The sequence below is a fragment of the Butyrivibrio sp. AE3006 genome (assembly GCF_000424165.1).
Classification (GTDB): domain Bacteria; phylum Bacillota; class Clostridia; order Lachnospirales; family Lachnospiraceae; genus Butyrivibrio.
Genome location: NZ_AUJJ01000002.1, coordinates 103,059 through 127,047, shown reverse-complemented (window position 1 = coordinate 127,047; position 23,989 = coordinate 103,059). Strand labels below are relative to the sequence as shown.

Here is a 23,989-nt window from a genome sequence, read left to right as displayed (position 1 = left end):
TTTCTTATTATCTGACAATTCATTCTTTTGTCTGATATTTTATTACAATAATAACGCAATAATGTGAAACAGAAATCCAAAACTGATATGCAAAGGCATAAAAAATCCCCGTCACCTAAGAAGTGACGGGGAGTAAATATCAATCCTATATTACTGGAAGTTTGTAACAAGTACTACTACTCTCAGAGCAAACAGTACGAATACAAACCACATAACAGGAGATACGTCCTTTGCCTTGCCGATGAGAACCTTAACGATTACCCATGCAAGAACTGCAAACATGATACCTGTAGCGATTGAGTATGAAAGAGGCATCATTACAAGTGCCATGTAAGCACCAAGTGTATCAGCTACATCACCATCAAATGTGATGTTCTTAGCACTTGCTACCATAAGCATACCAACATAGATAAGAGCCGGAGCTGTTGCAAATCCGGGGATTGCAAGGAAGATAGGGCTAAGTACCAGTGATACAAGGAACATGATACCTGTTACAAGAGCTGTAAGACCTGTACGTCCGCCTGCAGCAACACCTGCACTTGACTCAACGAAACTTGTTACTGTAGAAGTACCAAGGCATGAACCGCAAACTGTACCGATAGCATCTGACATGAATACGCTACCTACTCTGGGAAGGTTGCCATCCTCATCAAGAAGGCCTGCCTTGTCAGCAACACCTACTACTGTTCCAACTGTATCGAACAGATCTACATAAAGGAAGCTGAATACAATAGCAATGAACTGAACAAGATGTGATGCAGCCCAACCGAAGTCAAACTTAAATGCAGTCTCAGAAACAGCACCAAGCTGAAGACCTGCTGAGAAATCAGGGAATACGTTACCAGCTGTATACCAGCCTGTTGCCTGAGCGATCATACCAAGAATCCATGTAGCGATGATTCCAATAAGAACTGAACCTGTTACACGATAATGCTCAAGAACGATGATAATAATAAGACCAACGAGAGCAAGAACCACCTCAGCGTTTGAGAAGCTGCCAAGAGCTACTGTAGTAGACTCATCAGCTACGATGATGTTTGCACCCTTAAGGCCAATAAATGCGATGAAAAGACCGATACCTGCAGAAATACCATACTTAAGGTTCTGAGGTATGCTGTTGATAATCTGCTCACGGAATTTGAAAACTGAAAGGATGATGAAGATAATACCTTCAACAAATACTGCTGTAAGAGCAATCTTGAATGCACCGGGCTCTCCGCCAAGCTCTCCAAGGCAAACTGTAAATGCAAAGTAAGCATTAAGTCCAAGTCCTGCTGAAAGAGCGATAGGATAGTTAGCAAGGAATGCCATACAGAATGTTGCGATTGCAGAAGCAATTGCAGTTGCAACAAATACACCGTTTGCATTCATTACTGCACCAAGAATACTGGGGTTAACGGCCAGAATGTAGGCCATTGAAAGGAACGTGGTGAGGCCGGCAATAATCTCGGTTTTGACCGTAGTATTATGCTCCTCGAGTTTAAAAACTTTTTCCAACATGTTTAGTCTCCTCCATAAAAACAATGTCTCCAAAACAATAAAAATATAGCATAATTTAAGCTTTCAGAAAAGAGGTTTATCACATTATTGGAAAGTATTATTCGAAAGGATTTTACAGAGCATTCTCACATGACGCTTTTACAAAAACTGCCCCCGACCTTGTGATCGGGAGCAGCTATATATGCATCTATTTTTTATTAATCAAATTATTTGAAGAACTTCATATCTTCGTTGAGCTTCTCAGCAATACTCTTAAGTCCGTCAGCAGAGGATGCAAGGGTTGTAACTGTCGCAGAGAGCTCCTGCATGGAAGCACCTGTCTCTTCTGAAGATGCTGCATTTTCTTCAGAGATAGCTGAAAGAGCACTCATAGTATCTACAACAGCATTCTTAGAAGAATCACAGGTATCAGCACCCTGAGAGATAAGGTCTACGCCGCCGACAGTACTGCCAATATCCTCCAGCATTCCGTTAACTGCTTCGAGAGTCTCACCAAGAGCGATCTGCTGATCCATATTGCCCTGCTTAACATCTGCTGCTGCAGAAACAGCTGCATTACTCTGTTCAAGAAGGACATCCATCTCACGTCTGATATCATCAGCCATCTGTTTGGAATCATCAGCCAGCTTACCGATCTCTTCAGCAACAACCGCAAAGCCTTTTCCTGCCTCTCCTGCTCTTGCAGCCTCAATTGAAGCGTTAAGTGAAAGGAGGTTGGTCTGAGTTGCGATAGATGCAATTCCTTCTACCTTATCGTTGATATTTGATACTGCTTCCTGAGTTGCGGAAATAGTATTTGAAATATCATCGATCTTATTTGTCATATGAGATGAAGAATCCTGCAGGGATGCAAGGGATCTGCTTGAAACCTCAGATGCTTCCTTCATCTTCTGAGCAAGGGTTGAAAGGTTTCCTGTAGAATTCTGCACATCGGATACAGCGTCGCCGATTCTTCCAACATTCTCAGAAGCACTCTGAATCTCATCAGCCTGCTGGGTTGCACCGGATGCAATCTCCTGAACCGCATTTGAAACATCCTCTGCAGTCTGGGAAATCTGATTAGCCATATCAGCCAGCTCTTCAGATGATGATCCGACATTTGCAGCAGATTCCTTGATATTGGAAACAATATCATCAAGGGTTTCGATAACTGAGTTCGTATCTCTCGAAATCTCACCAAATTCATCTTTTCTTTCATCAAACTTCTGAACCTTTACAAATCTTCCATCAGCCAGAGCCTTAAGAGAATCTCCTACAGCCTTGATAGGAGCTGCAAAGCTGTTCGCCATTACAAAGGAAATTACTATGGCAACAGCAAGAAGGGCAAGACCTACAAATACTACTATCGTAGCAGAACGTCTTGCTGAGGATAAAACTTTATTTGAGTCTGTTGCTGAGCAAACACGGTACTCTGATTTAGGCTCTACTACATAAGCCACATATGCTTCATATCCTTTTCCTGTATCAACGAAGTAGAAACCGCTGGTCTTGCCGGATGTCATGAATTCTGACTGAGCTCTGCTTTCTTCTTCATGAGCGCCTTCACCAATCTCATACTGAGAGTGAGCAGCTACCATACCTTCTCTGTCAACAAGGAATGCGTCTTCTGCTTCTGCAGCAAGCATTTCATGAAAATTATTCAAATCGAAGTTTCTTTGAACAATACCAATTATTGAATCGCCATTCTTTATAGGAACTGCAAAGGTTATAATACGTTTTCCTGTGGTCTTACTGATCTGAATATTAGAAACATATATTGATCCTGCAATTGCTTTCTGGAAATATTCTCTGTCAGCTACATTGACCAGATCACCTTTTGCTCTGGCAAGCTGCTGGCCGTCTGCACCTGTGATTACCGTGGTATCTCCATCATCAAGAATTGCATCACATTCAGACAGTGTAGCAATTACAGCATCTTCAGGTATACCTGCCTCTCCTGTTACATAATTAATAATTGTAGGGTTACCTGCAATACTCTTAATCATGTTCATATTTGCATCCAAAATATTCACAAATTTACTGGATAAATACCTTGCCTGCCACTCCAGAGAAGCCTGGGCATCTTCCATAGCCTTATCTGTTGATGTCTTGTAGCTTACAATTACCGCAACAAGCAGCGGAACCGCAGCTGCAAGAATCATAACAGTTATCAGCTTGGTCTTAATACTGTCTTTGAAGCTGACACTACTTTTTGCCTTTTTAGGCGCATCATTCTTAGCCATTCTCTTTTGCCTCCATAATAAAAAAAGATTTAAATGCAATAAATCATATTAATAATATACGACTTATCGCATCTAAATCTATTAAATAACCATTAAAAGAATGCTAAAACATTATAACTCAATATGCGAACTAATATGCGAAGTATAGCTTATTTACAGTTCACGATTTTTCCAAATTCAGGCTTAAGGGATGCTCCGCCTACAAGTCCGCCATCAATATCGGGCTGTGCAAAAAGCTGCGACGCATTTCCTGCGTTAACAGATCCGCCATACTGGATGCGCACGCTCTGCGCAGTAGAATCATTATAAATATCTGCAATACAGTCACGGATAGCTTTGCAAACCTCCTGAGCCTGCTCCGTTGTTGCTGTCTTACCTGTACCAATTGCCCAGATCGGTTCATATGCAATAACCATATTAGCCACATCTGATGACGGAACTCCTGCAAGATCAGATTTTATCTGAAGCTTTATCCAGTCTAAAGTGATGCCCATTTCTCTCTGCTGCAGAGTCTCACCGCAGCAAAGGATAGGAGTAAGACCATGCTCAAAGGCTTTTTTTACCTTTTTATTAAGTTCTTCATCTGTCTCATGGAAGTACTCACGTCTTTCTGAGTGACCAAGAATGACATACTTAACACCTGCTCCTTCAAGCATCTCAGGTGAAATCTCACCTGTATATGCACCGCTCTCCTCAAAGTACATATTCTGAGCACCGATTTCAATGTTTGTTCCACGGGTTGCTGTAAGTGCAGGAACTATATCAATTGCCGGCACGCAGAAAACAACATCAACATCGCTTGACTCTACAAGGGGTCTAAGTGTTGCAATAAGCTCAACTGCCTTGGCAGGTGTCATGTTCATTTTCCAGTTTCCGGCTACTATTTTTCTTCTTTCCATTTTATCTCCTCCAGGCCATATCAGAACAGCGCCGCCAAAACATCGGACAGCACCTCTTCCATGGTGTTGTTCTTCTCATCTATGATAATGTCAGCATATTTTTCATAAAGTTCGCAACGCTCGTCGTACAGGGACGATATGGTCTGTCCTTCCTTCATTACAACGCCTCTTTGCTTCACATTTCTCAGGCGCTTTGTAAGAACCTCCATATCTATCTTCAGATATACCACTTTTCCGATATCCTTGTAATGCATCATGGCTTCCTCGCCATAAACTACACTTCCACCGGTTGCAATTACAGTCTTCTCTGCTTCAATGCCGGCATTTATTTTGTTCTCAATATCTATAAAGCCATCAACACCTTCTGTTTCAATAATTTCAGAAAGCTTACGGCCCTCTTTTTCCTGAATTACTATATCCGAGTCAATAAAATTATATCCAAGAATCTTAGCAAGAATAACTCCCACTGTACTTTTTCCTGATGTGGGCATTCCTATTAAGATAATGTTGTCTTTTTTCATAATACTCTCCGGTGATTACTAAAATAAACGGATTCAATTTGAAATTGGCTCCAAATTGAATCCGTTTCATAAATCTTAATCAGCTTATTTTATTAAGCGTTAACGATCTTGCCAAAGTCAGGCTTAAGTGAAGCGCCGCCGATAAGACCACCATCGATGTTGGGCTTTGAAAGAAGCTCAGCAGCATTGCCGGCATTCATTGATCCGCCGTACTGGATACGAACTTCATCAGCTGTAGCCTGATCATAAAGCTTTGCGATAAGCTCACGGATAAGCCCGCAAACTTCCTCAGCCTGATCAGCTGTAGCTGTCTCACCTGTACCGATAGCCCAGATAGGCTCGTAAGCGATAACAAGCTTCTTAACCTGGTCAGCTGTTACGCCATCGAGATCCCATGTGATCTGTCTCTCGATCCACTCCTTGTAGGTGTCAGCCTTACGAAGTGCAAGGGACTCACCGCAGCAAAGGATAGGTGTAAGACCTGAAGCAAATGCCTTCTTAACCTTCTGGTTGATAAGAATATCATTCTCACCAAAGATATCTCTTCTCTCTGAGTGACCGATGATAACATACTCAACACCTGCATCCTTCAGCATGGGAGCTGAAATCTCGCCTGTGAAAGCACCGCTGTCAACGATGTAGAAGTTCTCTGCTCCTACATGTACGTTTGTACCCTTAACAGCCTCAACAACGGGTACGATATCGATAGCCGGAACGCAGTAAACTACGTCAACGTCATCATTTTTAACAAGATCTTTAAGCTCTGCACAAAGAGCTACAGCCTCACTGGGAGTCTTGTTCATCTTCCAGTTACCGGCAATTATTCTTCTACGTGCCATTTTGTTTTCCTCTCTCAACAACGTCTTTCAAGTAATTATATCATTTCAGCGGACGCTTCCGCTCTGTTTCAGACGCAAGGGTACTAAATCTGTAAAATACACAGATTAAGTACCCGCGTCTTCAAAAGCCACTTCAATGATATAAATACTTTCAAGACTCATTTAGACTTCAAATACAAATTTATTATTCACAAGGAAGTTCGACTCTCGCTCACGCTCAATCGAACTAAGTAGTACACCAGGCTCGAAAATACCTCGCCAGGTGATTACTTATCGTCCGCTGCAACAACACCGGGAAGCTCCTTACCCTCAAGGAACTCAAGGGAAGCGCCGCCACCTGTTGAAATGTGGCTCATCTTATCTGCGAAGCCGAGCTGGTTAACTGCTGCTGCACTGTCACCACCACCGATGATGGTTGTAGCATCTGTATCAGCAAGAGCCTTAGCAACAGCCTTTGTACCTTCAGCAAGTACAGGGTTCTCGAATACACCCATAGGTCCGTTCCAAACAACAGTCTTTGCATTCTTTACAGCATCTGCGAAAAGCTCTCTTGTCTTAACGCCGATATCAAGGCCTTCCTTATCAGCGGGAATTGCATTGGACTCAACGATAGCTGTCTCTATGTCAGGATTGTCGATAGGATCCGGGAATCCGCCTGATACTACTGTATCAACGGGAAGAAGAAGCTGCTTGCCGTTCTTCTCAGCCTTCTCCATCATTTCCTTACAGTAATCGATCTTCTCGTTATCAACAAGAGAAAGACCTACTTCATATCCCTTAGCCTTAAGGAATGTGTAAGCCATACCACCACCGATGATAAGTGTATCGCACTTCTCAAGGAGGTTATTGATAACATTGAGCTTATCAGCAACCTTAGCACCACCAAGGATTGCTACGAAAGGACGTACAGGGTTCTCAACAGCGTTGCCGAGGAAGTCGATTTCCTTCTGCATAAGGTAACCAACTGCACAGTTGCCGCCCTTCTCACGAACATACTTTGTAACAACAGCTACAGAAGCGTGTGCTCTGTGAGCAGAACCAAAAGCGTCACATACATAATCATCACAAAGATCTGCAAGCTCTTTTGCGAAAGCTTCGCCTGCATCTGAAGGCTTTGTCTCTTCCTTGCCACGGAAACGTGTATTCTGAAGAAGAACAACATCACCCTCACCCATAGCCTCGACAGCAGCAGTTGCCTCAGCACCTGTTACGTTGTAATCGCCAACGAACTTAACGTCCTTGCCAAGCTTAGCAGAAAGACTCTTTGCTACAGGAGCAAGAGACTCGCCCTCGTTGGGGCCATTCTTAACCTTACCAAGATGTGAGCAAAGGATAACCTTGCCGCCATCTGCGATAAGTTTCTTGATTGTAGGAAGTGCAGCGTTGATACGTGTCTCGTCTGTGATCTCGCCATTCTTAAGAGGTACGTTGAAGTCACAACGAACAAGTACTCTTCTGCCCTTTGCGCTGAAATCATCAACAGATTTCTTATTAAGTGCCATTTGTTTTTTCCTCCTGGAATTTTAATAATGAAACAAACAAGGTCCGGTCCTAGTGGACCGGACCTCACATAAGATCTCTCTAAAAGTTCAGACAAAAATTACTTAACGAACTTCTCGAAGTACTTGATTGTACGAACCATCTGAGATGTGTATGAGTTCTCGTTGTCATACCATGAAACAACCTGAACTTCATAGAGATCGTCACCAATCTTTGTAACCATTGTCTGTGTAGCATCGAAGAGTGAACCATAAGTCATTCCAACGATATCAGAAGATACGATCTCATCCTCGTTGTAACCGAATGTCTCAGGATCTGAAGCCTTCTTCATAGCCTCGTTGATGCTGTCCTTAGTAACTTCTGTGCTGCTCTTAACTACAGCGAAAAGAAGTGTTGTTGAACCTGTCGGAACCGGTACTCTCTGAGCAGCGCCGATGAGCTTGCCGTTGAGTTCAGGAATAACAAGGCCGATAGCCTTTGCAGCACCTGTGCTGTTAGGAACGATGTTAACAGCGCCTGCACGAGCTCTTCTAAGGTCACCCTTTCTCTGAGGTCCGTCAAGGATCATCTGATCACCTGTGTAAGCATGGATTGTTGCCATGATACCAGACTGGATAGGTGCATAGTCGTTAAGAGCCTTTGCCATAGGTGCAAGGCAGTTTGTTGTACAAGAAGCTGCAGAGATGATGTTATCATCAGCTGTAAGTGTCTCGTGGTTAACGTTATATACGATAGTAGGAAGATCATTTCCTGCAGGAGCAGAAATAACAACCTTCTTAGCACCAGCGTTGATATGTGCCTGAGCCTTATCCTTTGATGTGTAGAAACCTGTACACTCAAGAACTACGTCTACACCAATCTTGCCCCAAGGAAGGTTATTAGCATCAGCCTCCTTGTAGATCTCGATCTCTTTACCATTTACTGTGATTGAGTGATCGCTGAATGATACCTTGTCAGCGTACTTATACTTACCCTGAGAAGAATCATACTTGAGAAGGTGTGCAAGCATCTTAGGATCTGTAAGATCGTTGATTGCTACGATCTCTGTTCCCTCGTGCTCAAACATCTGTCTGAATGCAAGACGACCGATACGGCCAAAACCATTAATTGCTACCTTTACTGCCATTTTAAGTCCTCCTAAAATGATATTAAAATTATTTGCTGTTACTAATTCTTTACATGTGATTGTCAAAAATTTGACAGCAAATATATTTTATCTGACTTTATCAGATTTTTCAAGTAATCTTTAGGCAAAAACGCAAATAAATCATCAAGTGTTCAATATTTGCAAAATTGTAATATCAAGTTTATTCATAAGATCTACAACTGTGCCGCTATCAAGCTTAACCTTGGGCCTGGACAGCTGCTTCTGATTATTCTCAGATATAACGCCCTGCTTACCGTTGGACAGAAGGACTCTGCAACCAATGGGATACGGCGCCACATATTTTACAAATACACTGGTAACTTCATCATCAAACATGGTTCCGGTATTTGCCATTATGTACTCGATAGCATTTGCGGGATTCATGGAATCCTTATAAGCGCGCTTGGATGTCAGGGCATCATAAACATCTGCCACATGTATGATCCTTGCAAACTTATGGATTTTTTCACCGCTTAGTTTTCTTGGATATCCTGAGCCATCCCAGTTTTCATGATGAGAATACACGGCATTTTTAACAACCGCAGCCACGTCCTCTCCATCTGTTTTTACCTTTTCTCTAAGCCTGTTAAGTCCGTGCTCCGGATGTTTTTTCATTATTTCAAATTCATCCCAGGTGAGCTTTGAAGGCTTGTTGATTATCTCTATGGGAATATCACATTTGCCTATGTCATGCATAATCGCACCCTGAGAAAGCAACTCAAGCTCTTCATTTCTAAGCCCCATGCCTATTCCTATGATCACAGACAAAACATCCACATTTACGCTGTGAACATAAGTGTAGTTATCATAGTTGCTCAAGGTCATCTGCTCGACAATAAGCGATTCAGCATTCTGAATTTCATTAACAATGCTGTTAGCCAGGAACTGACATGCATTCAGATCCAGTTTCTTTAGCTTATTAATCGCCTTCATTCTGGTCTCGTTTGACACAATCTGCCTGGCTGTTTCTATATCGCCTTCTTCAAAAATGTAAATACCGTCAAAATCCATCTGCTGAATTCTGTTTATATAGGCTTGAGAAAGCTCCGTATTAGCCTTAAGAAGAACCTTGTCGTTATCATCATACAGATTATTGGACAAGACCATCCCCGGCTTAAGTTGCCTGGCGCTTACATACCTCATTCACTGCACCTCCTTAAAAATACCAGTAGTACAGTTGTGTGAAATAACCCCGTTTGCAATAAAACTTCTGGCGGTTGTGGTGATCTCAACGAGTTCATCACATTTAACTTCTTTAATAGAAACAATTTTTAATGACTCTGTATTCAGATTACTGATAGGTACATATTCAAACTGCCTTGTAATAACAGGCGTATAAGTACTGTAGAACCTTAGAAGCTCTGATGCTCCGCCAAACAGCGTAGCCGTCATATCCTGGCTGTTATACTCATATTCAAAGCCATTCATATCAAGGCCTTTTTTCAATACTTCAAGATACTGCTTTTTGGAACTGGCAAGATTCTTAACAAGAGGATTGGCAGTTCCGTCAGAATCATATACTCCTGCAACAAACCCTCTTAAGAACTCATCTTTATCTCTGTGTTTTGCAAATTTCTCGGATAGAACTACCATCTGCTTATATGGAATATTCAGCTTGACAGTAACATAGTATTCATTTGTATCCTTGTTGTGGGCAAAGCAGGGCTCTATTGTGACATGTGCTCCGCAATATAGCAGATAATTATAAAGACGCATTGTAACGGCAGACTCGCAGAAAACAAACTCTGCCATCTCTCCGCCCTTAAGGCCTATAAGCTTTTTCCCATAGACCTGTGCCCCGAGGAAATAGCCTTCCATATAAAACTTAGTCTCGGAATAGTTTTTATTTATGGCCCTGCTAATTCCGGACATTTTAACATCTTCTTTAAGGAAAACCTTGCCCGGCTCAAGTGTCCCATCATCATACGCAAAAAGCCATCCAAGCTTCGTGAGCCATTGATGATTGGGGCTGCTTGTAATGGTTCGGCCATCAGACAGAGTTATCCTGACAGCTTTGCCTTTTCGCTTATTTATGCTTGTGACCTCACCCTTAATATATTGATGAATCTCGCCATCGTATTGAACAGAATATACGAGATCGCCCTTTTTGACATCCTTCAGCTTCCTGATGGTGTTGTTATACATCAGAATGTCCATGTTGCCATCAACATAATCAAATGTTCTATTCATAGCAGGTCTCCTTATGAAAATCACGACAATGAGAATCACAACAGATACATATATTATACCATTTTACAAGTTGTCAGTATTGTAAAACGACAATTTTTCTCTGTATCATACTGCCTGATGCTGTATAATGTGTTTTGGAAAAAAAGATTCACACCCACGGAGAATTATAATGATAAATTCACTTCCAGCAGATTTTCATATGCACACACACAATTCAGGGGACTCAGATGCTCCCATGAAGGACATGATTGAAAGCGCCATTCAGAAAGGACTTTCAGCTATATGCTTTACAGAGCACAACGATTTTGACTACCCTGATATGCCTGACAATCCGCCTGATGGTTTTGAGGTAAATACGGAGGCTTACCGAGAGGAATTTCTTTCCTTAAAGCCTGCCTATGAAGGGAAAATAGAACTTAACTGGGGCATAGAGATTGGTATGCAGCCGCACCTTTCAGATAAAAACAATGACTATATAAATTCCTATCCCTTTGATTTTGTCATTGCGTCAAATCATGTATGCCACAGAAAAGATCCCTACTATCCTTCTTTTTATGAAGGAAGATCTGAAAAAGAGGCATTCCTTGAGTTTTTTGAGTCCACCCTGGAAAACCTTGAAAAGTTCAATAATTATGACGTTCTGGGGCACCTTGATTATATTGTCCGCTACGCGCCATCCTTTGATAAAAACTACAGATACGCAGATTATGCAGATATTCTCGATGCAATCTTAAAGCACCTTATAGAAAACGGAAAAGGACTTGATGTAAACACCAAGTCCCTGTACTCAAAAAATGCACTTGCAAATCCAAATCCTTCAAAGGATATTCTTATTCGCTACCGTGAGCTTGGCGGTGATATCATCACCTTTGGTTCTGATGCCCATGTTCCGGAGCATATTGCAGGCTGTTTCGATGTAGCCACAGAAATGGTTAAAGCCTGCGGCTTTACTCACTATGCAAAGTTCAGTCAAAGAAAGCAGGAGTTCATCAAACTCTAAGTCCTAAAGCTTTGTTATGAAGTACTCCTCTGCCATCTCAGTTTCTTTCTCATAGAGCATGTCCTGTAGCTGTATCAGATGCAGGCTCTTTGGGAAAGTAAGCTGTTTCTGCGCTGTGCCAAGAACTTTCAATCTTTTCTTTATTTTCCCGCACATTACCACATACCTGTATACAAAAATACCTGCCGGTATCAGTAATGCCACAATCACCGCGTATAATATCATCATGTCACCTCTTTTTGACATTATACTGTAAAACATCTATTACATGCATGATTTTCCGAATAATTTAAAATATCTTTAGCAATAGTTAATGGTTTCGCATTTTCATTAAACTGCCTATCCTTTATAATATTTAAATAAGAAAATATGCTATTATCGGCTTTTGAAGGGAGCGCAAATGCCTTACAAACGCAGCATGATAAAAAAAATACGACTCGCCAAGATCATAATGATGGCGATTTTAATAATACTTAGCATCTCATATCTTCTGATCCTGATTTTAAATTCCGAATTCAGGGCTTCTGTCACAGGCGACATAATCTTTATGATCACATTCATAATCACATGGCTATGCCTTATAATCGGCTTCCTTGCGATTCTAATGGATTTTATTTTGATGAAGAAAAATATAGATTTTGTAAAAGACTTAAGTGACCTGTCCTTCCTTGATAAGCTCACCAGTCTCCCCAACAGATTCAGTATCGACAGAATCTCATCAAAATACGATTCTCCGGAAAAGCTTCTTCACCTTGGCTGTGTGCTGATGCAACTTGATAACCTGAAGGAGCTGAACGACAAAAACGGACGCGCAGGCGGTGATAAAGCAATCTCCACCTTCTGCACCATACTTGAATCCGTTGGTATGCAGTATGGTCTTATAGGCAGAAACAGCGGTAATGAATTCATAGTTGTTATTGAAAACTGCACCCAGACTTCCATCGATTCATTTTTGGAATTACTGGGCAAAAGACTTCACAACCACAATACCCTAAATTCCGAGATTCCCATTCGCCTGAGATATTCACAGATTCTTGGGGATGAGATCTCTCCTGAGCATTTCTATGTGCTCATCGCAGCAGTTTACAGAAAATACGAATCAGACTCAAAGGTTCTTGACTAGGAGCATTTTATGTTTAGCAAAGACCATTCCGGAGAATTACAAAAGCTCGTAATGGACATGTGGAATGACGATACCGAGAGCTTTGCAAAGCTCTACTGTCTCACCGTGGATGACACCTTCAATTACTGCAGGCATGTTTTCGGTGATGACAAGGAAGCCCTTGAAGCCGTTACGGAAATATATGAAAATGTCTTAAATGACATATTATCATTAAAGGATCCTTCTTTATTCAGCGCATGGCTTCGAAGGATATCCTTTGATGTATGCTACAGGAAAACCATGAACGGCTGCAGCAGCGAAGTCTATGAGCTGTTCAATCCCGATGATTTTTCATCCCTTCCCTTTTTAGAACAACAGATTATTTTTTTATATGACATAAGAGAGCTTGATGAAAAAGCTATAGCAAATGCTCTCGGAGTCAGCAAAAACCTTGTAAAAACCCATCTTTTATCAGCAAGGAATCATATACTACAGCTTCACGAAGCAGATAATGGCACAGAATGAAATATGAGAAAAATCGCAAACACAAATTTCATATAAAAGAAGAAGACGTCATCGGCGCCCTTGCGGAGGTGATAGGCTCCCAGGGGAAGGATACTCACTTCCTGCTTTCCTTTGACGGCGCAGTGTATGACACATCTCTAAAATCCAGAATGGATACTATGGATTTTTGTATCTGCTTATGCCTTTCCATGCTGATACTTATCCTCACTTCACCAATCCTGCTTTTTGCTCTTCCTGAAGGACACGCCATTGATGTGGACAGGAAGCACGCAGCTGAGGTAATGGCGGATTCCACTAATTACGATACATCGCTACTGGTAAAGGGAAGCCGTGACAATACTCCGCTATGTCTTGTTCCAACAGCTGATGGCAAGGAAGTCTACGAGAATCAATATGCTCATGTAGATGCATCCAACACTAATCAGGGCTACGTAATCATTCATTACACCGGAGAATCAGGAAAAGTTAAGCTTAGGATCACGGGCCCGGATGAGATCACCTACACCTACGATATGGCGACGGATGGCGGAAAAGATGAGGTATTCCCTCTTCAGGCAGGTAACGGAACCTATCTGATATCAGTATTTGAGAACATCGAAGGTCTCCAGTACGCAACCGTATTTACCCAGGAGATAGAGGCTACGCTGGATGATGAATTTTTACCCTTCCTCTATCCCAATCAGTACGTAACCTTTAATGCGGACAATCAGGCTATAGATTATGCCGAGTACCTGGCTTATAGCGCCAATACCGATCTCGATGTGGTGTCCAATGTTTATAACGCACTTATCACCAGCATGACCTACGACTATCACGAAGCAGAAACCGTTGAAAGCGGATATCTTCCTAAGATCGACGAAGTTCTCACCACAGGAAAAGGAATCTGTATCGACTACGCAGTTCTGATGACAGCCATGTTAAGGAGCCAGAAAATCCCCACCAGAATGGAGGTCGGTTATGCAGGTACCGCATATCACGCATGGCTCAGCACTTATATAAAGGATATAGGCTGGATAAACGGAATGATCCAATTTGACGGTAAAGAGTGGTCTCTTATGGATCCCACCTTTGCTTCAACCACAGACACCAAGAAACTGGCCAACTTCATCGGCGATGGAGAAAATTACAAGACAAAATATATTTATTAGGGAGACACGATATGAAAGCCTCTTCAAAACAATTCTCAGAATATGAAATATCAGTTTTTTGCAGACAGATGGCTCTTCTTATAAAAGCAGGAATAGCCCCTGCAGAAAGCATCGAGATCATGCTTCAGGACTTTAAGTTTGAGGGTGATGATGCAATTCTTAAGACCATTTTGCAGATACTTCATTCAGGAGAAAAATTCCACATCGCTTTGCAGATGTCGGGAGCTTTCCCGGGCTATGTTATTCACATGGTCACGATAGGCGAAGAGTCCGGAGATCTTGATCTTGTCATGGACTCCCTTGCAGATTACTACGAGCGTGAAGATACCATCAGACAGAACATCATAGGAGCAATCTCCTATCCTCTTATCATGATCGGTATGATGCTTGTGGTTATCATTGTTCTGATCACCCGTGTACTCCCTGTATTCGGTCAGGTTTTTGCGCAGCTTGGAACCAGCATGAACAGTTTTTCCAACTCCCTTCTCAGTATCGGAGTTACCCTAAAAAACTATTCCGCTGTTTTCATAATCGTTCTGGCATTAAATGCAGCCCTGTGCGTATTCTTTGTTAAAACCAATAAGGGCCGCGAAGTTTTCCATAAAATAGGAATGCATATACCGCCCATCAGAAAACTCTATGAGGAGGTGGCAACCACAAGATTTGCCAACGGCATGGTTTTGACTCTTTCCAGCGGCATGGATACCTACGAAGGCTTAAGGCTTGTAAGTAACCTTGTTGATTCTGAGTCAATGAGCGCCAAAATAGATACCTGCCGTTCCCTCATAGCAAACGGCAGCAGCTTCCCTGAGGCACTGCAGGCATCCGGAATCCTTAACCGCTTCTACTCCAGAATGGTTTCCATCGGTTTTACCACCGGCTCCATGGACGTCGTAATGAAGCAGATTGCCAACCGCTATGCCGAGGAAACACAGCGCAAAATGTATGCTTTTATTGCAGTACTTGAGCCCACTCTCGTAATCATTCTCTCATTGGTAGTTGGAATGATACTGTTATCGGTAATTCTTCCTCTTATGGGAATCATGTCATCTATAGGTTAAGATAGGAAATTAAATGGAAGAGATTTATATCGGAAAACGAGCCAACAGAATATCCGGAGCCGTCTCAAAGATTGGTTATACTCTTATAATCGTCGTTCTTATTTTCATATTCTGGAACGGCGTAAATGAGCTTAGCACCTCCAATATCGACAAGCAGGAAACCAGCCTGTCCGAGGCTATAGATAGGGACATAATCCAGTGCTACTGCCTTGAAGGAGTCTATCCTCCAAGTCTTGATTACCTTGAGCAGCACTATGGTCTTATCTACGACAAGGAGCTGTTCTTTGTGGACTACAGGCCCATAGGTGCAAATATCTACCCTGATGTCACAATCATCCGCATACAGGGTGATGCAAAGAAGGATTTGTAATTATTTATGAAAAAGGAAAGCCACGAAAGACACATAATCGATATGATCTTCGTCGTAGCTCTGCTGTTTTTGTTTGCCATGAGCGCTCTCATGCTGATCGCCATCGGCTCAAGCATTTACAGCAGGGGTGTTTCCGTCATGCAAAAAAACTATGACAGAAGAACCGCTTATGCTTATATCACAGAAAAACTAAGACAGAACGATTCAGAGGGCAATGTTTCAACAGATACCTTCAACAAATCAGGTGCCATCCGCATCGACAGTACGGAAGGCGGAAAAGACTATGTAACCTATATCTATGACTACGATGGCGCTCTTATGGAAATAAAAGCCAGAGCCGACGTAGAAAATCTCATGCCGGAAACCGGTCAGAAAATTATGGATATCGACAGCCTTGAGATTGATACCTTAGGAGGCGGAATTCTCCGCATAACTGTGGTATTAACCGATGGCGAAGAAATAACCTTTGTAACTTCCAAAAGGTCTGAAAAAGGACAAGTAGACGCATGAACAGTAATCAGCACAACAAAACAAGTCTCTTTCTTATGGAGCTCATAATAGCCATTTTGTTTTTTGCTGTTTCCAGCACTATTTGCGTGCGCCTTTTTGTGTCTGCCCATCTCCTGTCTCAGGAATCAATCGGCATAAACAATTCTGTATTGTGGGTTCAGAATCTGGCAGAGGTATTCAATGGCAAAAAAGGGAATCTTCGTGATATAGCTGACTTTTACTCAGAATCATCCGTAATCCTTGTTTCCTTTGAAGAGAATCCAGAAATCGGGACTCTGGTTATGTTTTTTGATGAAGACTGGGAAATCATTGAACTTCCCCTGAGCGATGGTGCTCCGGAGGGGGCAAAATATGAGCTTTTGCTGACAGTTTCACAGCTCCCCGCTTCAGAAGTTTACAGCGACTGCGGTGGCAGCACAACTGAATATAAAGGCAACGCCCTTAAGGGAGATATTTACATTCTAAATTTCCCGGGTGATGAGATAATCGCTGAAGCTCCTTCTCTTTCAGATCCATTACTTATTATGTCCAGGAGCGTTGACTACTACATAGGAGATATGGAGGCAGAAACAGATGGGCCGTAATTCAATAAATTCAACACATATAGGCGCAGCTTCCATAATGCTGATTTTCATGGTTCTGGGCCTTATATCCTTTGCCACCCTGACTCTTGTTAATTCCAGGGCGGATTTTGTTCTTAGCAGTAAAATGAAGCAGCGCTGTAACAGCTACTATGATGCCTGTCATGAAGCCAATGCCTTCATAGCAAGAACAGGATCATCCTTAACCAACAGTTATATGCTCTCATCTTCAGAGGATGCCTTCTACAACATGGTTGGCGCAGAAAGCTTCTCAGAGAGCTTCCCCATAAACGATACTCAGACTCTGGATATCACAATAATACCCACTTATCCGGATTCCATGGATGAGCCCGCATACAAGGTCACATCCTATCGCGTTGTCACCCATGATGACCGCATTGAGCTTGATCAAAGACTTCCTGTAATGAAATGATCAACCCTCTAATTCTCCAAAACTAAAAGCCTCTGTACCTTTAGGATATTTTCCTTAAGGCACAGAGGCTTTAATTTTGCTATTCTTTTTTATACTCGGGCTTTAAGCTGTAACCATCTCAGGCTTGTTACCGGTGTAAAGCTGATAGTAACGCTGCTTTTTAGCGATAAGCTCGTCGTGGTTACCCATTTCTACGATGCGGCCCTGCTCAAGTACCACGATAACATCACTGTTCTTTACGGTGGACAGACGGTGAGCAATGACAAAGGTTGTTCTGTTACTCATGAGCTTGTCCATACCGTCCTGAACGATTTTCTCTGTACGGGTATCAATTGAGCTTGTAGCTTCATCAAGAATAAGTACAGGGGGATTGGCAATAGCCGCTCTTGCAATTGCAAGGAGCTGTCTCTGACCCTGTGAAAGATTTGCGCCGTCACCTGTAAGCATGGTATCGTAACCTTCCGGCAGTCGCTTTATGAAGCTGTGGGCGTTTGCAAGCTTTGCAGCTGCAACTACCTCTTCATGGGTGGCATCAAGCTTACCGTAGCGGATATTCTCCTCAACAGTACCTGTGAAAAGATGTGTATCCTGAAGTACTATGCCAAGAGATTTTCTAAGGTCAGGCTTCTTGATCTTGTTGATATTGATATTGTCATATCTGATCTTACCATCCTGAATATCGTAGAAACGGTTGATCAGATTAGTAATTGTGGTCTTACCTGCACCGGTAGATCCGACAAGTGCTATCTTCTGTCCGGGCTTAGCATGAAGCACGATGTTGTGAAGAACCATCTTTTCATCGGTATAACCAAAGTCCACATCGTTAAATGTAACATCACCTTCCATGGGCTGATATGTGGTTGTCCCTTCAGCCTTGTGGTAATGCTTCCATGCCCAGTGTCCTGTGAATTCATCAGACTCTACGATCTTGCCATCTACCATCTTGGAATTAACCAGCATTACGTAGCCTTCATCTGTCTCAGGCTTTTCATCAAGAAGAGCGAAAATTCTCTCAGCACCCGCAAGAGCCATGATTATACTGTTAAACTGCATGGACACCTGGTTTATAGGCATTGAGAAGTTCTTATTAAATGTCAAAAAGCTTGCAAGTCCGCCAACTGTGAATCCAAGATACTGATTAAGAGCAATGGCGCCACCCACAATAGCACATACTACATAGCTCAGGTTACCCAGCTGAGTATTTATAGGGCCAAGGATATTTGAAAATACGTTAGCCTTGTATGCACTCTGGAAAAGTTCTTCGTTAAGTTCGTCAAACTTCTCTATAGCCTGCTGCTCATGACAGAATACCTTAACTACCTTCTGTCCAGTCATCATCTCTTCAATATATCCGTTAAGTGTACCCAGGTTCTTCTGCTGTGCTACGAAGTTTTTACCTGAAGCGCCCGTTGCTTTTGCAGTTACAAAAAGCATGATGGCAACCATCAAGATAGTTACTATCGTAAGTGGAACACTGAGGATTACCATTGAGATAAACACGCTGACAATAGTGATGGCACTATTGAGCATCTGAGGAATACTCATAGAGATCATCTGTCTCAGGGTATCAATATCGTTGGTGTAGATTGACATGATATCGCCGTGAGCGTGAGTATCAAAGTATTTGATTGGAAGTGATTCCATGTGTTCAAAAAGCTCAAGTCTGAGATTCTTGAGGGTTCCCTGGCCCACATAGATCATCAGTCTGGCCTGAACAAATGCTGCAATTACGCCAAGTGCGTAGAATATTACTACCCTGCCGATAGCTCCTGCAAGAGGTCCGAAATCAGGATTCTCCTGCCCTATCATAGGGGTAATGTAGCTGTCGATAAGGGTCTTTGTGAACATAGTTCCCTGTACACTTGCAACAACCGTAAGGATGATGCAGACAACTACCAGTATCATGTGAATGCCGTAGTCTTTAAATACATAAGACATCAGCCTTTTAAACAATTTTCCTGGATTTTTTATCTTGGGTCTTGGTCCCATTCCGCGTCTTGCGCCGGGGCCTCGTACCTCTTTTACCTTCTCTTCTGCCATGTGGAAATTCCTCCTATGTAAACAATGAAGTAATGATTATCTTGCAGGTTCCTATCAGTTTGGCTCATCAAAATCCGCATCGCCGCTGCTGCCAACCTGGGATTCATAAACTTCCTTGTAAATCTCATTGTTCTTAACAAGCTCATCATGTGTTCCGAATCCGTTAACCTTACCATCATCCATAACAATGATTCGGTCGCACTCCTGAACACTGGAAATTCTCTGTGCGATAATAAGCTTGGTTGTACCGGGGATTTCCTCCGCAAAAGCCTTTCTTATCTTGGCATCTGTAGCTGTATCAACAGCACTTGTAGAATCATCCAGGATAAGGATCTTGGGCTTTTTAAGAAGAGCTCTTGCTATACAAAGTCTCTGTCTCTGTCCACCTGATACGTTTGTTCCGCCCTGTTCTATAACTGTGTTGTAACCGTCAGGGAATCTCTCTATAAACTCATCTGCGCAGGCAAGCTTGCAGGCTCTCTTAATCTCTTCCTCGCTTGCATTTGCATCGCCCCAGCGAAGGTTATCGTAGATTGTTCCGCTAAAGAGAACGTTTTTCTGAAGAACTACGGAAACCTGATTTCTAAGAGCTTCCATATCGTAGTCTCTTACGTCAACTCCGCCTACCTTGATGCTTCCCTTGGTGACATCGTAAAGTCTGCTTATAAGGTTAACCAGAGATGATTTTGCAGAACCTGTTCCGCCGATGATTCCGATGGTCTCACCTGATTTGATACTTATGTTTATATCCTTAAGTACAGGCTCCTCTGAATCGCTTGAATATGCAAAATCAACATGCTCAAAGTCAATGCTTCCATCCTTAACTTCCGTAATGGGATCAGAAGGATTGCCAAGGCTTGTCTTTTCATCTATAACCTCTGCAATTCTCTTGGCACTTGCCTGTGACATGGTAACCATTACGAAGATCATGGACAGCATCATAAGACTCATTAGGATGTTCATACAGTAGGTAAGAAGACTCATCATCTCACCTGTAGTAAGCTCTCCTGCAACTATCATGTGTGCACCAACCCAGCTGATAAGAAGGATGCAGGCATATACGGTACCTGTCATGATAGGGCTGTTCAGTGTAACGATCTTCTCTGCTCTTACAAACATCTCGTAGATATTAAGAGCAGCTATCTTGAATTTATTGTTTTCATACTCTTCACGAACGTATGCCTTAACTACTCTGATGGCTGATACGTTCTCCTGAACGCTTTCATTAAGGCTGTCATATTTTTCAAATACCTGCTTGAAGTACTTGGTGGCATTATTCATGATAAACACGATCACTATGGCAAGAAAAATAACAGCAACCAGATAAATGCTTGCAAGCTTTGCGCTGATGATAAATGACATCACCATAGCTACGATCATGGAAGCTGGTGCTCTCATTGCCATACGAAGTATCATCTGGAATGCGTTCTGAATGTTCGTAACATCTGTTGTAAGTCTTGTTACAAGACCTGAAGATGAGAATTTATCGATATTTGCAAAAGAAAATGTCTGAACGTTATCAAACATTTTTTTACGAAGGTTGCGGGCAAAGCCTGTGGATGCCTTTGCTCCGAATACCGCACCGCCTATACCGGATAAAAGGCCAAACAGCGCAACAAGAATCATTATGACACCCGTCTTTACGATGTATGCCATATCCCCGCCGTTTATTCCCAGATCTACCATTCTTCCCATGAGTACAGGGATGATCATCTCTGCGATAACCTCACCTATCATACAAATGGGAGTAAGAATACTGGGAAGCTTAAATTCATGTAATTCCCCTAAAAGTTTTTTTACCATACTCAAGTCCTCTCTTTACTGTCCCTGAAGAATCGTCCTTACGTTAATGCCATTTACCTCGATATGGTCATCTACTGCAATAACAAGGCACTGTCTTCCATCTATTATTCTGGACTCCACCAGATCTGTCCTGTCGGGATTGACCTTGATCACAACATCCGGTGCCTTGATGTCGAATTTCCTTGTGTTTGCAATATTTGATGCAAGAAGAGGCATCTCAATCTCACCGGCGATCTTCTCGTAATTCTGATCAAAATATTCCATGCGCTCTTCTGATACACCGCTGTCCTTGAGAAGATGCTTAACATCCTCTTTTCCCAGTTCGAAGGGCTCATCATCGTCCTCATGATCCTCCATCATGGATGCAAGATTCTCGTGGACATTACGCATCACATCATAATCTGCCTGATCCCCGATGGTCTCCTCAACAAGTGAATTGAAAAGATCCTTCTGCTGCGGAGCAGACATAGGTGATCTGCCGCCAAAAAGGGCCTCCACAAATTCCGGCTGAAGGTCCTCGGGCTTTTTGGTAAAGTAAAGCATATTGTGGATATCAGCATTTCTCTCAATAAATGCAGGGAAAAGGAATCCCTTTGTAGGGCCGTCTACAACCCAGTCACGGAATCTGTCCTCTATCTCATTTGTCTTTTCGTTGTAGCCAAGAGCAGCCTTGGACAGGTTAACAGGACAGATGCTGCAAAGGATGTAGTCATAGATATTATCAGAGGAATCCTCCATCTCTATTCCATCCTTAGTGATACCCGGAATATCATAAATCGCATGTACAAGGATTATTAAATAATTCTCGCCGTAGAAATAATTAGCTATTATTTTGTCGTAGAATTCATCAATGAGTGAATCATCCTCAAGATGGCTGTCACGAAGGCGCAGTAAAAACTCCTGTGTTCCACCTTCAACCTCCTGATCAACCGGGAATTCAAGACCTATAAGACTTCTTCCGAAGACACCTGAAAGAGTATGCTTGAAGATATCAAGATATTTAAACATCTCCTCTTCCGGAATAGAACCAAACGCCTTTTTGAAAACAAGACGCTTATTTTTCTCGTAATCAACATAACACCCGCAGATGTGATCGATCGTGCATCTGTCGGGTGTGAATTGTTTACGTATTTCAAGTACTTCTGCTTTGTTCATTAAAATCAACTCTCCGCTTCATTTGCCATAAATTTCGCGCACATCTCACGGGCAAACTGAACCGGATAAAGCTGAACCATAACTGAATCTATAAGATCTCCGATAGTAATTCTGAAAGCTATTTTTACAAAATACTCATATTCCGTTTCAAAACTCTTTTCAAAAATCTTAACACTGTCTACATCAATCTTATTTACAATAGGCGTGCTGATGTCGGTAGGAACACCAAGCATCATTGAAAGAGATGTGGCACTTGCTCCCATCATCTGATTCATCGCTTCAGAAGCTGCACTAAGGTGAAGTTCTGAAATATCACCGGCGGTATTGGTACCGTCTCCGCCCATCATCAGATCTGTCATTACTTTGACATCATTTTCTTTCAAAATGAGAACGTTATTACCTGTAAGTCCCTTTACATAATGAATCTGAACAAACACACAGGTCTTCGCATAATCATCAAGTGATTCACTTCTTTTTATGACAGAAACGTTAGGTGTCGTAATATCAACCTTACGATTAACCATCATACTAAGGGTAGTCGCAGAATTACCCATACTGATATTGGCGATTTCTCCAATAGTATCGATTTGTTCATTAGACAATGCCTGATCCATATAATACCCCTCTATTTTAGTTTCTGTTTTCGATTCAGAACCGCGTAAGAACTCGCGTATACATATATTTTAGTCTACCGACTAAAAAGTGTAAAGAAAGTTTCGGGATATTAAATATAAATTTTCTATTACCTAATCGGGCGAAAAAGTTCATATTTATGCCCTTATTTGGACCTTCACTGTTCAAAAAGCTGCTTAAGTTCTAAGAGATTATTCATCTTCTTATAATAAAGCCCGCCAATTGCCGCTTCGTCATCATTGGTATCAGGTATATAAATGGTTCTGATGCCTGCTGCCGCCGCAGATTTTACACCGTTTGGCGCATCCTCAACGGCTATGCACTCATCCTTTGAAAAGCCTACCTGCTCAGCTGCATACAAATACAGCTCAGGGGAAGGTTTGCCCTCTTTTACCTGTGTAGCACAGCAAATCTTATCAAAATAGTCAAGAAGTCCCACCTTTGTAAGATACCTGGTGGTGCGCTCCTCGTCTGTAGCTGTGGCGGTGGAAATCATCACTCCGCGCTCCTTAAGGTACTTAAGGATTTCCTCCGCGTAGGGCTTTAACTTAAGGCCTTCCCTTGCAATCAGCTCTTCGAAAAGCGCCTTCCTGTAGGCCCTTACTTCATCGTAATTAAAGCTGTCACCATACCACTCTTTAAACTGTCTTGGTGCAAAGGGTCTTCCAAGGCTTCTTAGCATAAGTGCCTGCTCCCTTGTCATCTCAAAGCCAAAGTGGGCTACTGCCTTGGGCCAGACTATCTGATAACATCTCTCTGTATCTATAAGTGTTCCGTCAAGGTCAAATAATACTGCTTTTATACTCATTA

24 protein-coding genes are annotated in these 23,989 nt (G+C 42.2%); 9 read left to right on the top strand and 15 right to left on the bottom strand.

The genetic code is table 11. The features are described 5' to 3' along the window. Nucleotides 1-150: 150 nt before the first annotated feature. The 9 genes from G603_RS0102335 to G603_RS0102295 all read right to left on the bottom strand — a co-directional run bounded on the left by G603_RS0102335 (nucleotide 151) and on the right by G603_RS0102295 (nucleotide 10,818). On the bottom strand, nucleotides 151-1,500 hold the full coding sequence (locus G603_RS0102335; protein WP_196808033.1) for an NCS2 family permease: 1,350 nt from the start codon (nucleotides 1,498-1,500) through the stop codon (nucleotides 151-153). Between the two features lie 206 nt (nucleotides 1,501-1,706). Further along, a complete protein-coding gene (locus G603_RS0102330; RefSeq protein WP_026669193.1) occupies nucleotides 1,707-3,722 on the bottom strand; it encodes a methyl-accepting chemotaxis protein in 2,016 nt (671 codons plus the stop codon). 149 nt (nucleotides 3,723-3,871) lie between these two features. After that, on the bottom strand, nucleotides 3,872-4,621 hold the full coding sequence (gene tpiA, locus G603_RS0102325) for a triose-phosphate isomerase (RefSeq protein ID WP_026669192.1): 750 nt from the start codon (nucleotides 4,619-4,621) through the stop codon (nucleotides 3,872-3,874). Nucleotides 4,622-4,641: 20 nt separating this feature from the next. Beyond that, nucleotides 4,642-5,142 (bottom strand): shikimate kinase, encoded by a 501-nt coding sequence (locus G603_RS0102320; protein ID WP_026669191.1) that lies wholly within the window; start codon nucleotides 5,140-5,142, stop codon nucleotides 4,642-4,644. A 92-nt stretch (nucleotides 5,143-5,234) separates the two neighbouring features. Further along, entirely contained in the window at nucleotides 5,235-5,981 is a 747-nt protein-coding gene (gene tpiA / locus G603_RS0102315; RefSeq protein ID WP_026492432.1) for a triose-phosphate isomerase, read from the bottom strand. Nucleotides 5,982-6,247: 266 nt separating this feature from the next. Next, nucleotides 6,248-7,483 (bottom strand): phosphoglycerate kinase, encoded by a 1,236-nt coding sequence (locus G603_RS0102310; RefSeq protein WP_026669190.1) that lies wholly within the window; start codon nucleotides 7,481-7,483, stop codon nucleotides 6,248-6,250. Nucleotides 7,484-7,581: 98 nt separating this feature from the next. Beyond that, the gene (gene gap, locus G603_RS0102305) at nucleotides 7,582-8,607 is read right to left on the bottom strand and encodes a type I glyceraldehyde-3-phosphate dehydrogenase (RefSeq protein WP_026494260.1); all 1,026 of its coding nucleotides are present in this window, start codon (nucleotides 8,605-8,607) and stop codon (nucleotides 7,582-7,584) included. 144 nt (nucleotides 8,608-8,751) lie between these two features. Beyond that, on the bottom strand, nucleotides 8,752-9,771 hold the full coding sequence (locus G603_RS18945) for an HD-GYP domain-containing protein (protein WP_051207382.1): 1,020 nt from the start codon (nucleotides 9,769-9,771) through the stop codon (nucleotides 8,752-8,754). Continuing rightward, a complete protein-coding gene (locus G603_RS0102295) occupies nucleotides 9,772-10,818 on the bottom strand; it encodes a hypothetical protein (protein ID WP_026669189.1) in 1,047 nt (348 codons plus the stop codon). Between the two features lie 169 nt (nucleotides 10,819-10,987). On the opposite strand from G603_RS0102295, the gene G603_RS0102290 reads away from it, so the two are divergent. Then, nucleotides 10,988-11,818, top strand: coding sequence for a histidinol-phosphatase HisJ family protein (locus G603_RS0102290; RefSeq protein WP_026669188.1), 831 nt, complete (start codon nucleotides 10,988-10,990; stop codon nucleotides 11,816-11,818). A 3-nt stretch (nucleotides 11,819-11,821) separates the two neighbouring features. Here the strand turns inward: G603_RS0102290 and G603_RS0102285 are convergent, their stop codons facing one another. Then, entirely contained in the window at nucleotides 11,822-12,046 is a 225-nt protein-coding gene (locus tag G603_RS0102285) for a hypothetical protein (protein WP_155832602.1), read from the bottom strand. Between the two features lie 172 nt (nucleotides 12,047-12,218). On the opposite strand from G603_RS0102285, the gene G603_RS0102280 reads away from it, so the two are divergent. From G603_RS0102280 to G603_RS0102245, 8 genes are read left to right on the top strand one after another with little or no spacing between them, the layout of a single operon-like run. After that, the gene (locus G603_RS0102280) at nucleotides 12,219-12,941 is read left to right on the top strand and encodes a GGDEF domain-containing protein (protein WP_026524106.1); all 723 of its coding nucleotides are present in this window, start codon (nucleotides 12,219-12,221) and stop codon (nucleotides 12,939-12,941) included. Nucleotides 12,942-12,950: 9 nt separating this feature from the next. After that, nucleotides 12,951-13,445, top strand: coding sequence for an RNA polymerase sigma factor (locus G603_RS0102275; RefSeq protein WP_026669186.1), 495 nt, complete (start codon nucleotides 12,951-12,953; stop codon nucleotides 13,443-13,445). Next, nucleotides 13,442-14,593 (top strand): transglutaminase-like domain-containing protein, encoded by a 1,152-nt coding sequence (locus G603_RS0102270; RefSeq protein WP_051207380.1) that lies wholly within the window; start codon nucleotides 13,442-13,444, stop codon nucleotides 14,591-14,593. The genes G603_RS0102275 and G603_RS0102270 overlap by 4 nt, the downstream gene beginning before the upstream one ends. Before the next feature lie 11 nt (nucleotides 14,594-14,604). Continuing rightward, nucleotides 14,605-15,654 carry a type II secretion system F family protein gene (locus tag G603_RS0102265; RefSeq protein WP_026669184.1) on the top strand — a complete coding sequence of 350 codons (1,050 nt, stop codon included), beginning with the start codon at nucleotides 14,605-14,607 and terminating at the stop codon, nucleotides 15,652-15,654. Nucleotides 15,655-15,667: 13 nt separating this feature from the next. Then, nucleotides 15,668-16,024 (top strand): hypothetical protein, encoded by a 357-nt coding sequence (locus tag G603_RS0102260; RefSeq protein WP_051207378.1) that lies wholly within the window; start codon nucleotides 15,668-15,670, stop codon nucleotides 16,022-16,024. 6 nt (nucleotides 16,025-16,030) lie between these two features. Beyond that, nucleotides 16,031-16,534 (top strand): DUF4860 domain-containing protein, encoded by a 504-nt coding sequence (locus G603_RS0102255; protein ID WP_026524111.1) that lies wholly within the window; start codon nucleotides 16,031-16,033, stop codon nucleotides 16,532-16,534. Then, a complete protein-coding gene (locus G603_RS0102250) occupies nucleotides 16,531-17,118 on the top strand; it encodes a hypothetical protein (RefSeq protein ID WP_026669182.1) in 588 nt (195 codons plus the stop codon). Before G603_RS0102255 ends, G603_RS0102250 begins: the two co-directional genes overlap by 4 nt. Beyond that, nucleotides 17,108-17,548: a hypothetical protein gene (locus tag G603_RS0102245; RefSeq protein WP_026524113.1), complete on the top strand. Its 441-nt coding sequence runs from the start codon at nucleotides 17,108-17,110 to the stop codon at nucleotides 17,546-17,548. Before G603_RS0102250 ends, G603_RS0102245 begins: the two co-directional genes overlap by 11 nt. Before the next feature lie 102 nt (nucleotides 17,549-17,650). On the opposite strand, the gene G603_RS0102240 is transcribed toward G603_RS0102245, so the two are convergent. The 5 genes from G603_RS0102240 to G603_RS0102220 all read right to left on the bottom strand — a co-directional run bounded on the left by G603_RS0102240 (nucleotide 17,651) and on the right by G603_RS0102220 (nucleotide 23,987). Continuing rightward, entirely contained in the window at nucleotides 17,651-19,588 is a 1,938-nt protein-coding gene (locus G603_RS0102240) for an ABC transporter ATP-binding protein (protein ID WP_026524114.1), read from the bottom strand. Nucleotides 19,589-19,642: 54 nt separating this feature from the next. Beyond that, nucleotides 19,643-21,391, bottom strand: coding sequence for an ABC transporter ATP-binding protein (locus G603_RS0102235; protein ID WP_026669181.1), 1,749 nt, complete (start codon nucleotides 21,389-21,391; stop codon nucleotides 19,643-19,645). Between the two features lie 15 nt (nucleotides 21,392-21,406). Next, nucleotides 21,407-22,546 (bottom strand): DUF4317 domain-containing protein, encoded by a 1,140-nt coding sequence (locus G603_RS18940; RefSeq protein WP_035791718.1) that lies wholly within the window; start codon nucleotides 22,544-22,546, stop codon nucleotides 21,407-21,409. Nucleotides 22,547-22,551: 5 nt separating this feature from the next. After that, entirely contained in the window at nucleotides 22,552-23,220 is a 669-nt protein-coding gene (gene fliY / locus G603_RS0102225) for a flagellar motor switch phosphatase FliY (protein WP_081667270.1), read from the bottom strand. Nucleotides 23,221-23,336: 116 nt separating this feature from the next. Further along, nucleotides 23,337-23,987, bottom strand: a complete 651-nt coding sequence (locus tag G603_RS0102220; protein WP_026669179.1) for an HAD family hydrolase — start codon at nucleotides 23,985-23,987, stop codon at nucleotides 23,337-23,339. Nucleotides 23,988-23,989: the final 2 nt, after the last annotated feature.

Bases quoted from the DNA above. Each gene is read 5' to 3' on its own strand.
- G603_RS0102235 (WP_026669181.1), bottom strand. From the start codon at position 21,391: ATGGTAAAAAAACTTTTAGGGGAATTACATGAATTTAAGCTTCCCAGT.
- G603_RS0102260 (WP_051207378.1), top strand. From the start codon at position 15,668: ATGGAAGAGATTTATATCGGAAAACGAGCCAACAGAATATCCGGAGCC.
- G603_RS0102250 (WP_026669182.1), top strand. From the start codon at position 16,531: ATGAACAGTAATCAGCACAACAAAACAAGTCTCTTTCTTATGGAGCTC.
- G603_RS0102320 (WP_026669191.1), bottom strand. From the start codon at position 5,142: ATGAAAAAAGACAACATTATCTTAATAGGAATGCCCACATCAGGAAAA.
- G603_RS0102245 (WP_026524113.1), top strand. From the start codon at position 17,108: ATGGGCCGTAATTCAATAAATTCAACACATATAGGCGCAGCTTCCATA.
- G603_RS0102310 (WP_026669190.1), bottom strand. From the start codon at position 7,483: ATGGCACTTAATAAGAAATCTGTTGATGATTTCAGCGCAAAGGGCAGA.
- tpiA (WP_026492432.1), bottom strand. From the start codon at position 5,981: ATGGCACGTAGAAGAATAATTGCCGGTAACTGGAAGATGAACAAGACT.
- G603_RS0102220 (WP_026669179.1), bottom strand. From the start codon at position 23,987: ATGAGTATAAAAGCAGTATTATTTGACCTTGACGGAACACTTATAGAT.
- G603_RS0102275 (WP_026669186.1), top strand. From the start codon at position 12,951: ATGTTTAGCAAAGACCATTCCGGAGAATTACAAAAGCTCGTAATGGAC.
- G603_RS0102280 (WP_026524106.1), top strand. From the start codon at position 12,219: ATGCCTTACAAACGCAGCATGATAAAAAAAATACGACTCGCCAAGATC.
- G603_RS0102270 (WP_051207380.1), top strand. From the start codon at position 13,442: ATGAAATATGAGAAAAATCGCAAACACAAATTTCATATAAAAGAAGAA.
- G603_RS0102295 (WP_026669189.1), bottom strand. From the start codon at position 10,818: ATGAATAGAACATTTGATTATGTTGATGGCAACATGGACATTCTGATG.
- G603_RS18940 (WP_035791718.1), bottom strand. From the start codon at position 22,546: ATGAACAAAGCAGAAGTACTTGAAATACGTAAACAATTCACACCCGAC.
- gap (WP_026494260.1), bottom strand. From the start codon at position 8,607: ATGGCAGTAAAGGTAGCAATTAATGGTTTTGGCCGTATCGGTCGTCTT.
- G603_RS0102255 (WP_026524111.1), top strand. From the start codon at position 16,031: ATGAAAAAGGAAAGCCACGAAAGACACATAATCGATATGATCTTCGTC.
- G603_RS0102285 (WP_155832602.1), bottom strand. From the start codon at position 12,046: ATGATGATATTATACGCGGTGATTGTGGCATTACTGATACCGGCAGGT.
- G603_RS0102335 (WP_196808033.1), bottom strand. From the start codon at position 1,500: ATGTTGGAAAAAGTTTTTAAACTCGAGGAGCATAATACTACGGTCAAA.
- G603_RS18945 (WP_051207382.1), bottom strand. From the start codon at position 9,771: ATGAGGTATGTAAGCGCCAGGCAACTTAAGCCGGGGATGGTCTTGTCC.
- tpiA (WP_026669192.1), bottom strand. From the start codon at position 4,621: ATGGAAAGAAGAAAAATAGTAGCCGGAAACTGGAAAATGAACATGACA.
- G603_RS0102330 (WP_026669193.1), bottom strand. From the start codon at position 3,722: ATGGCTAAGAATGATGCGCCTAAAAAGGCAAAAAGTAGTGTCAGCTTC.
- G603_RS0102265 (WP_026669184.1), top strand. From the start codon at position 14,605: ATGAAAGCCTCTTCAAAACAATTCTCAGAATATGAAATATCAGTTTTT.
- G603_RS0102240 (WP_026524114.1), bottom strand. From the start codon at position 19,588: ATGGCAGAAGAGAAGGTAAAAGAGGTACGAGGCCCCGGCGCAAGACGC.
- G603_RS0102290 (WP_026669188.1), top strand. From the start codon at position 10,988: ATGATAAATTCACTTCCAGCAGATTTTCATATGCACACACACAATTCA.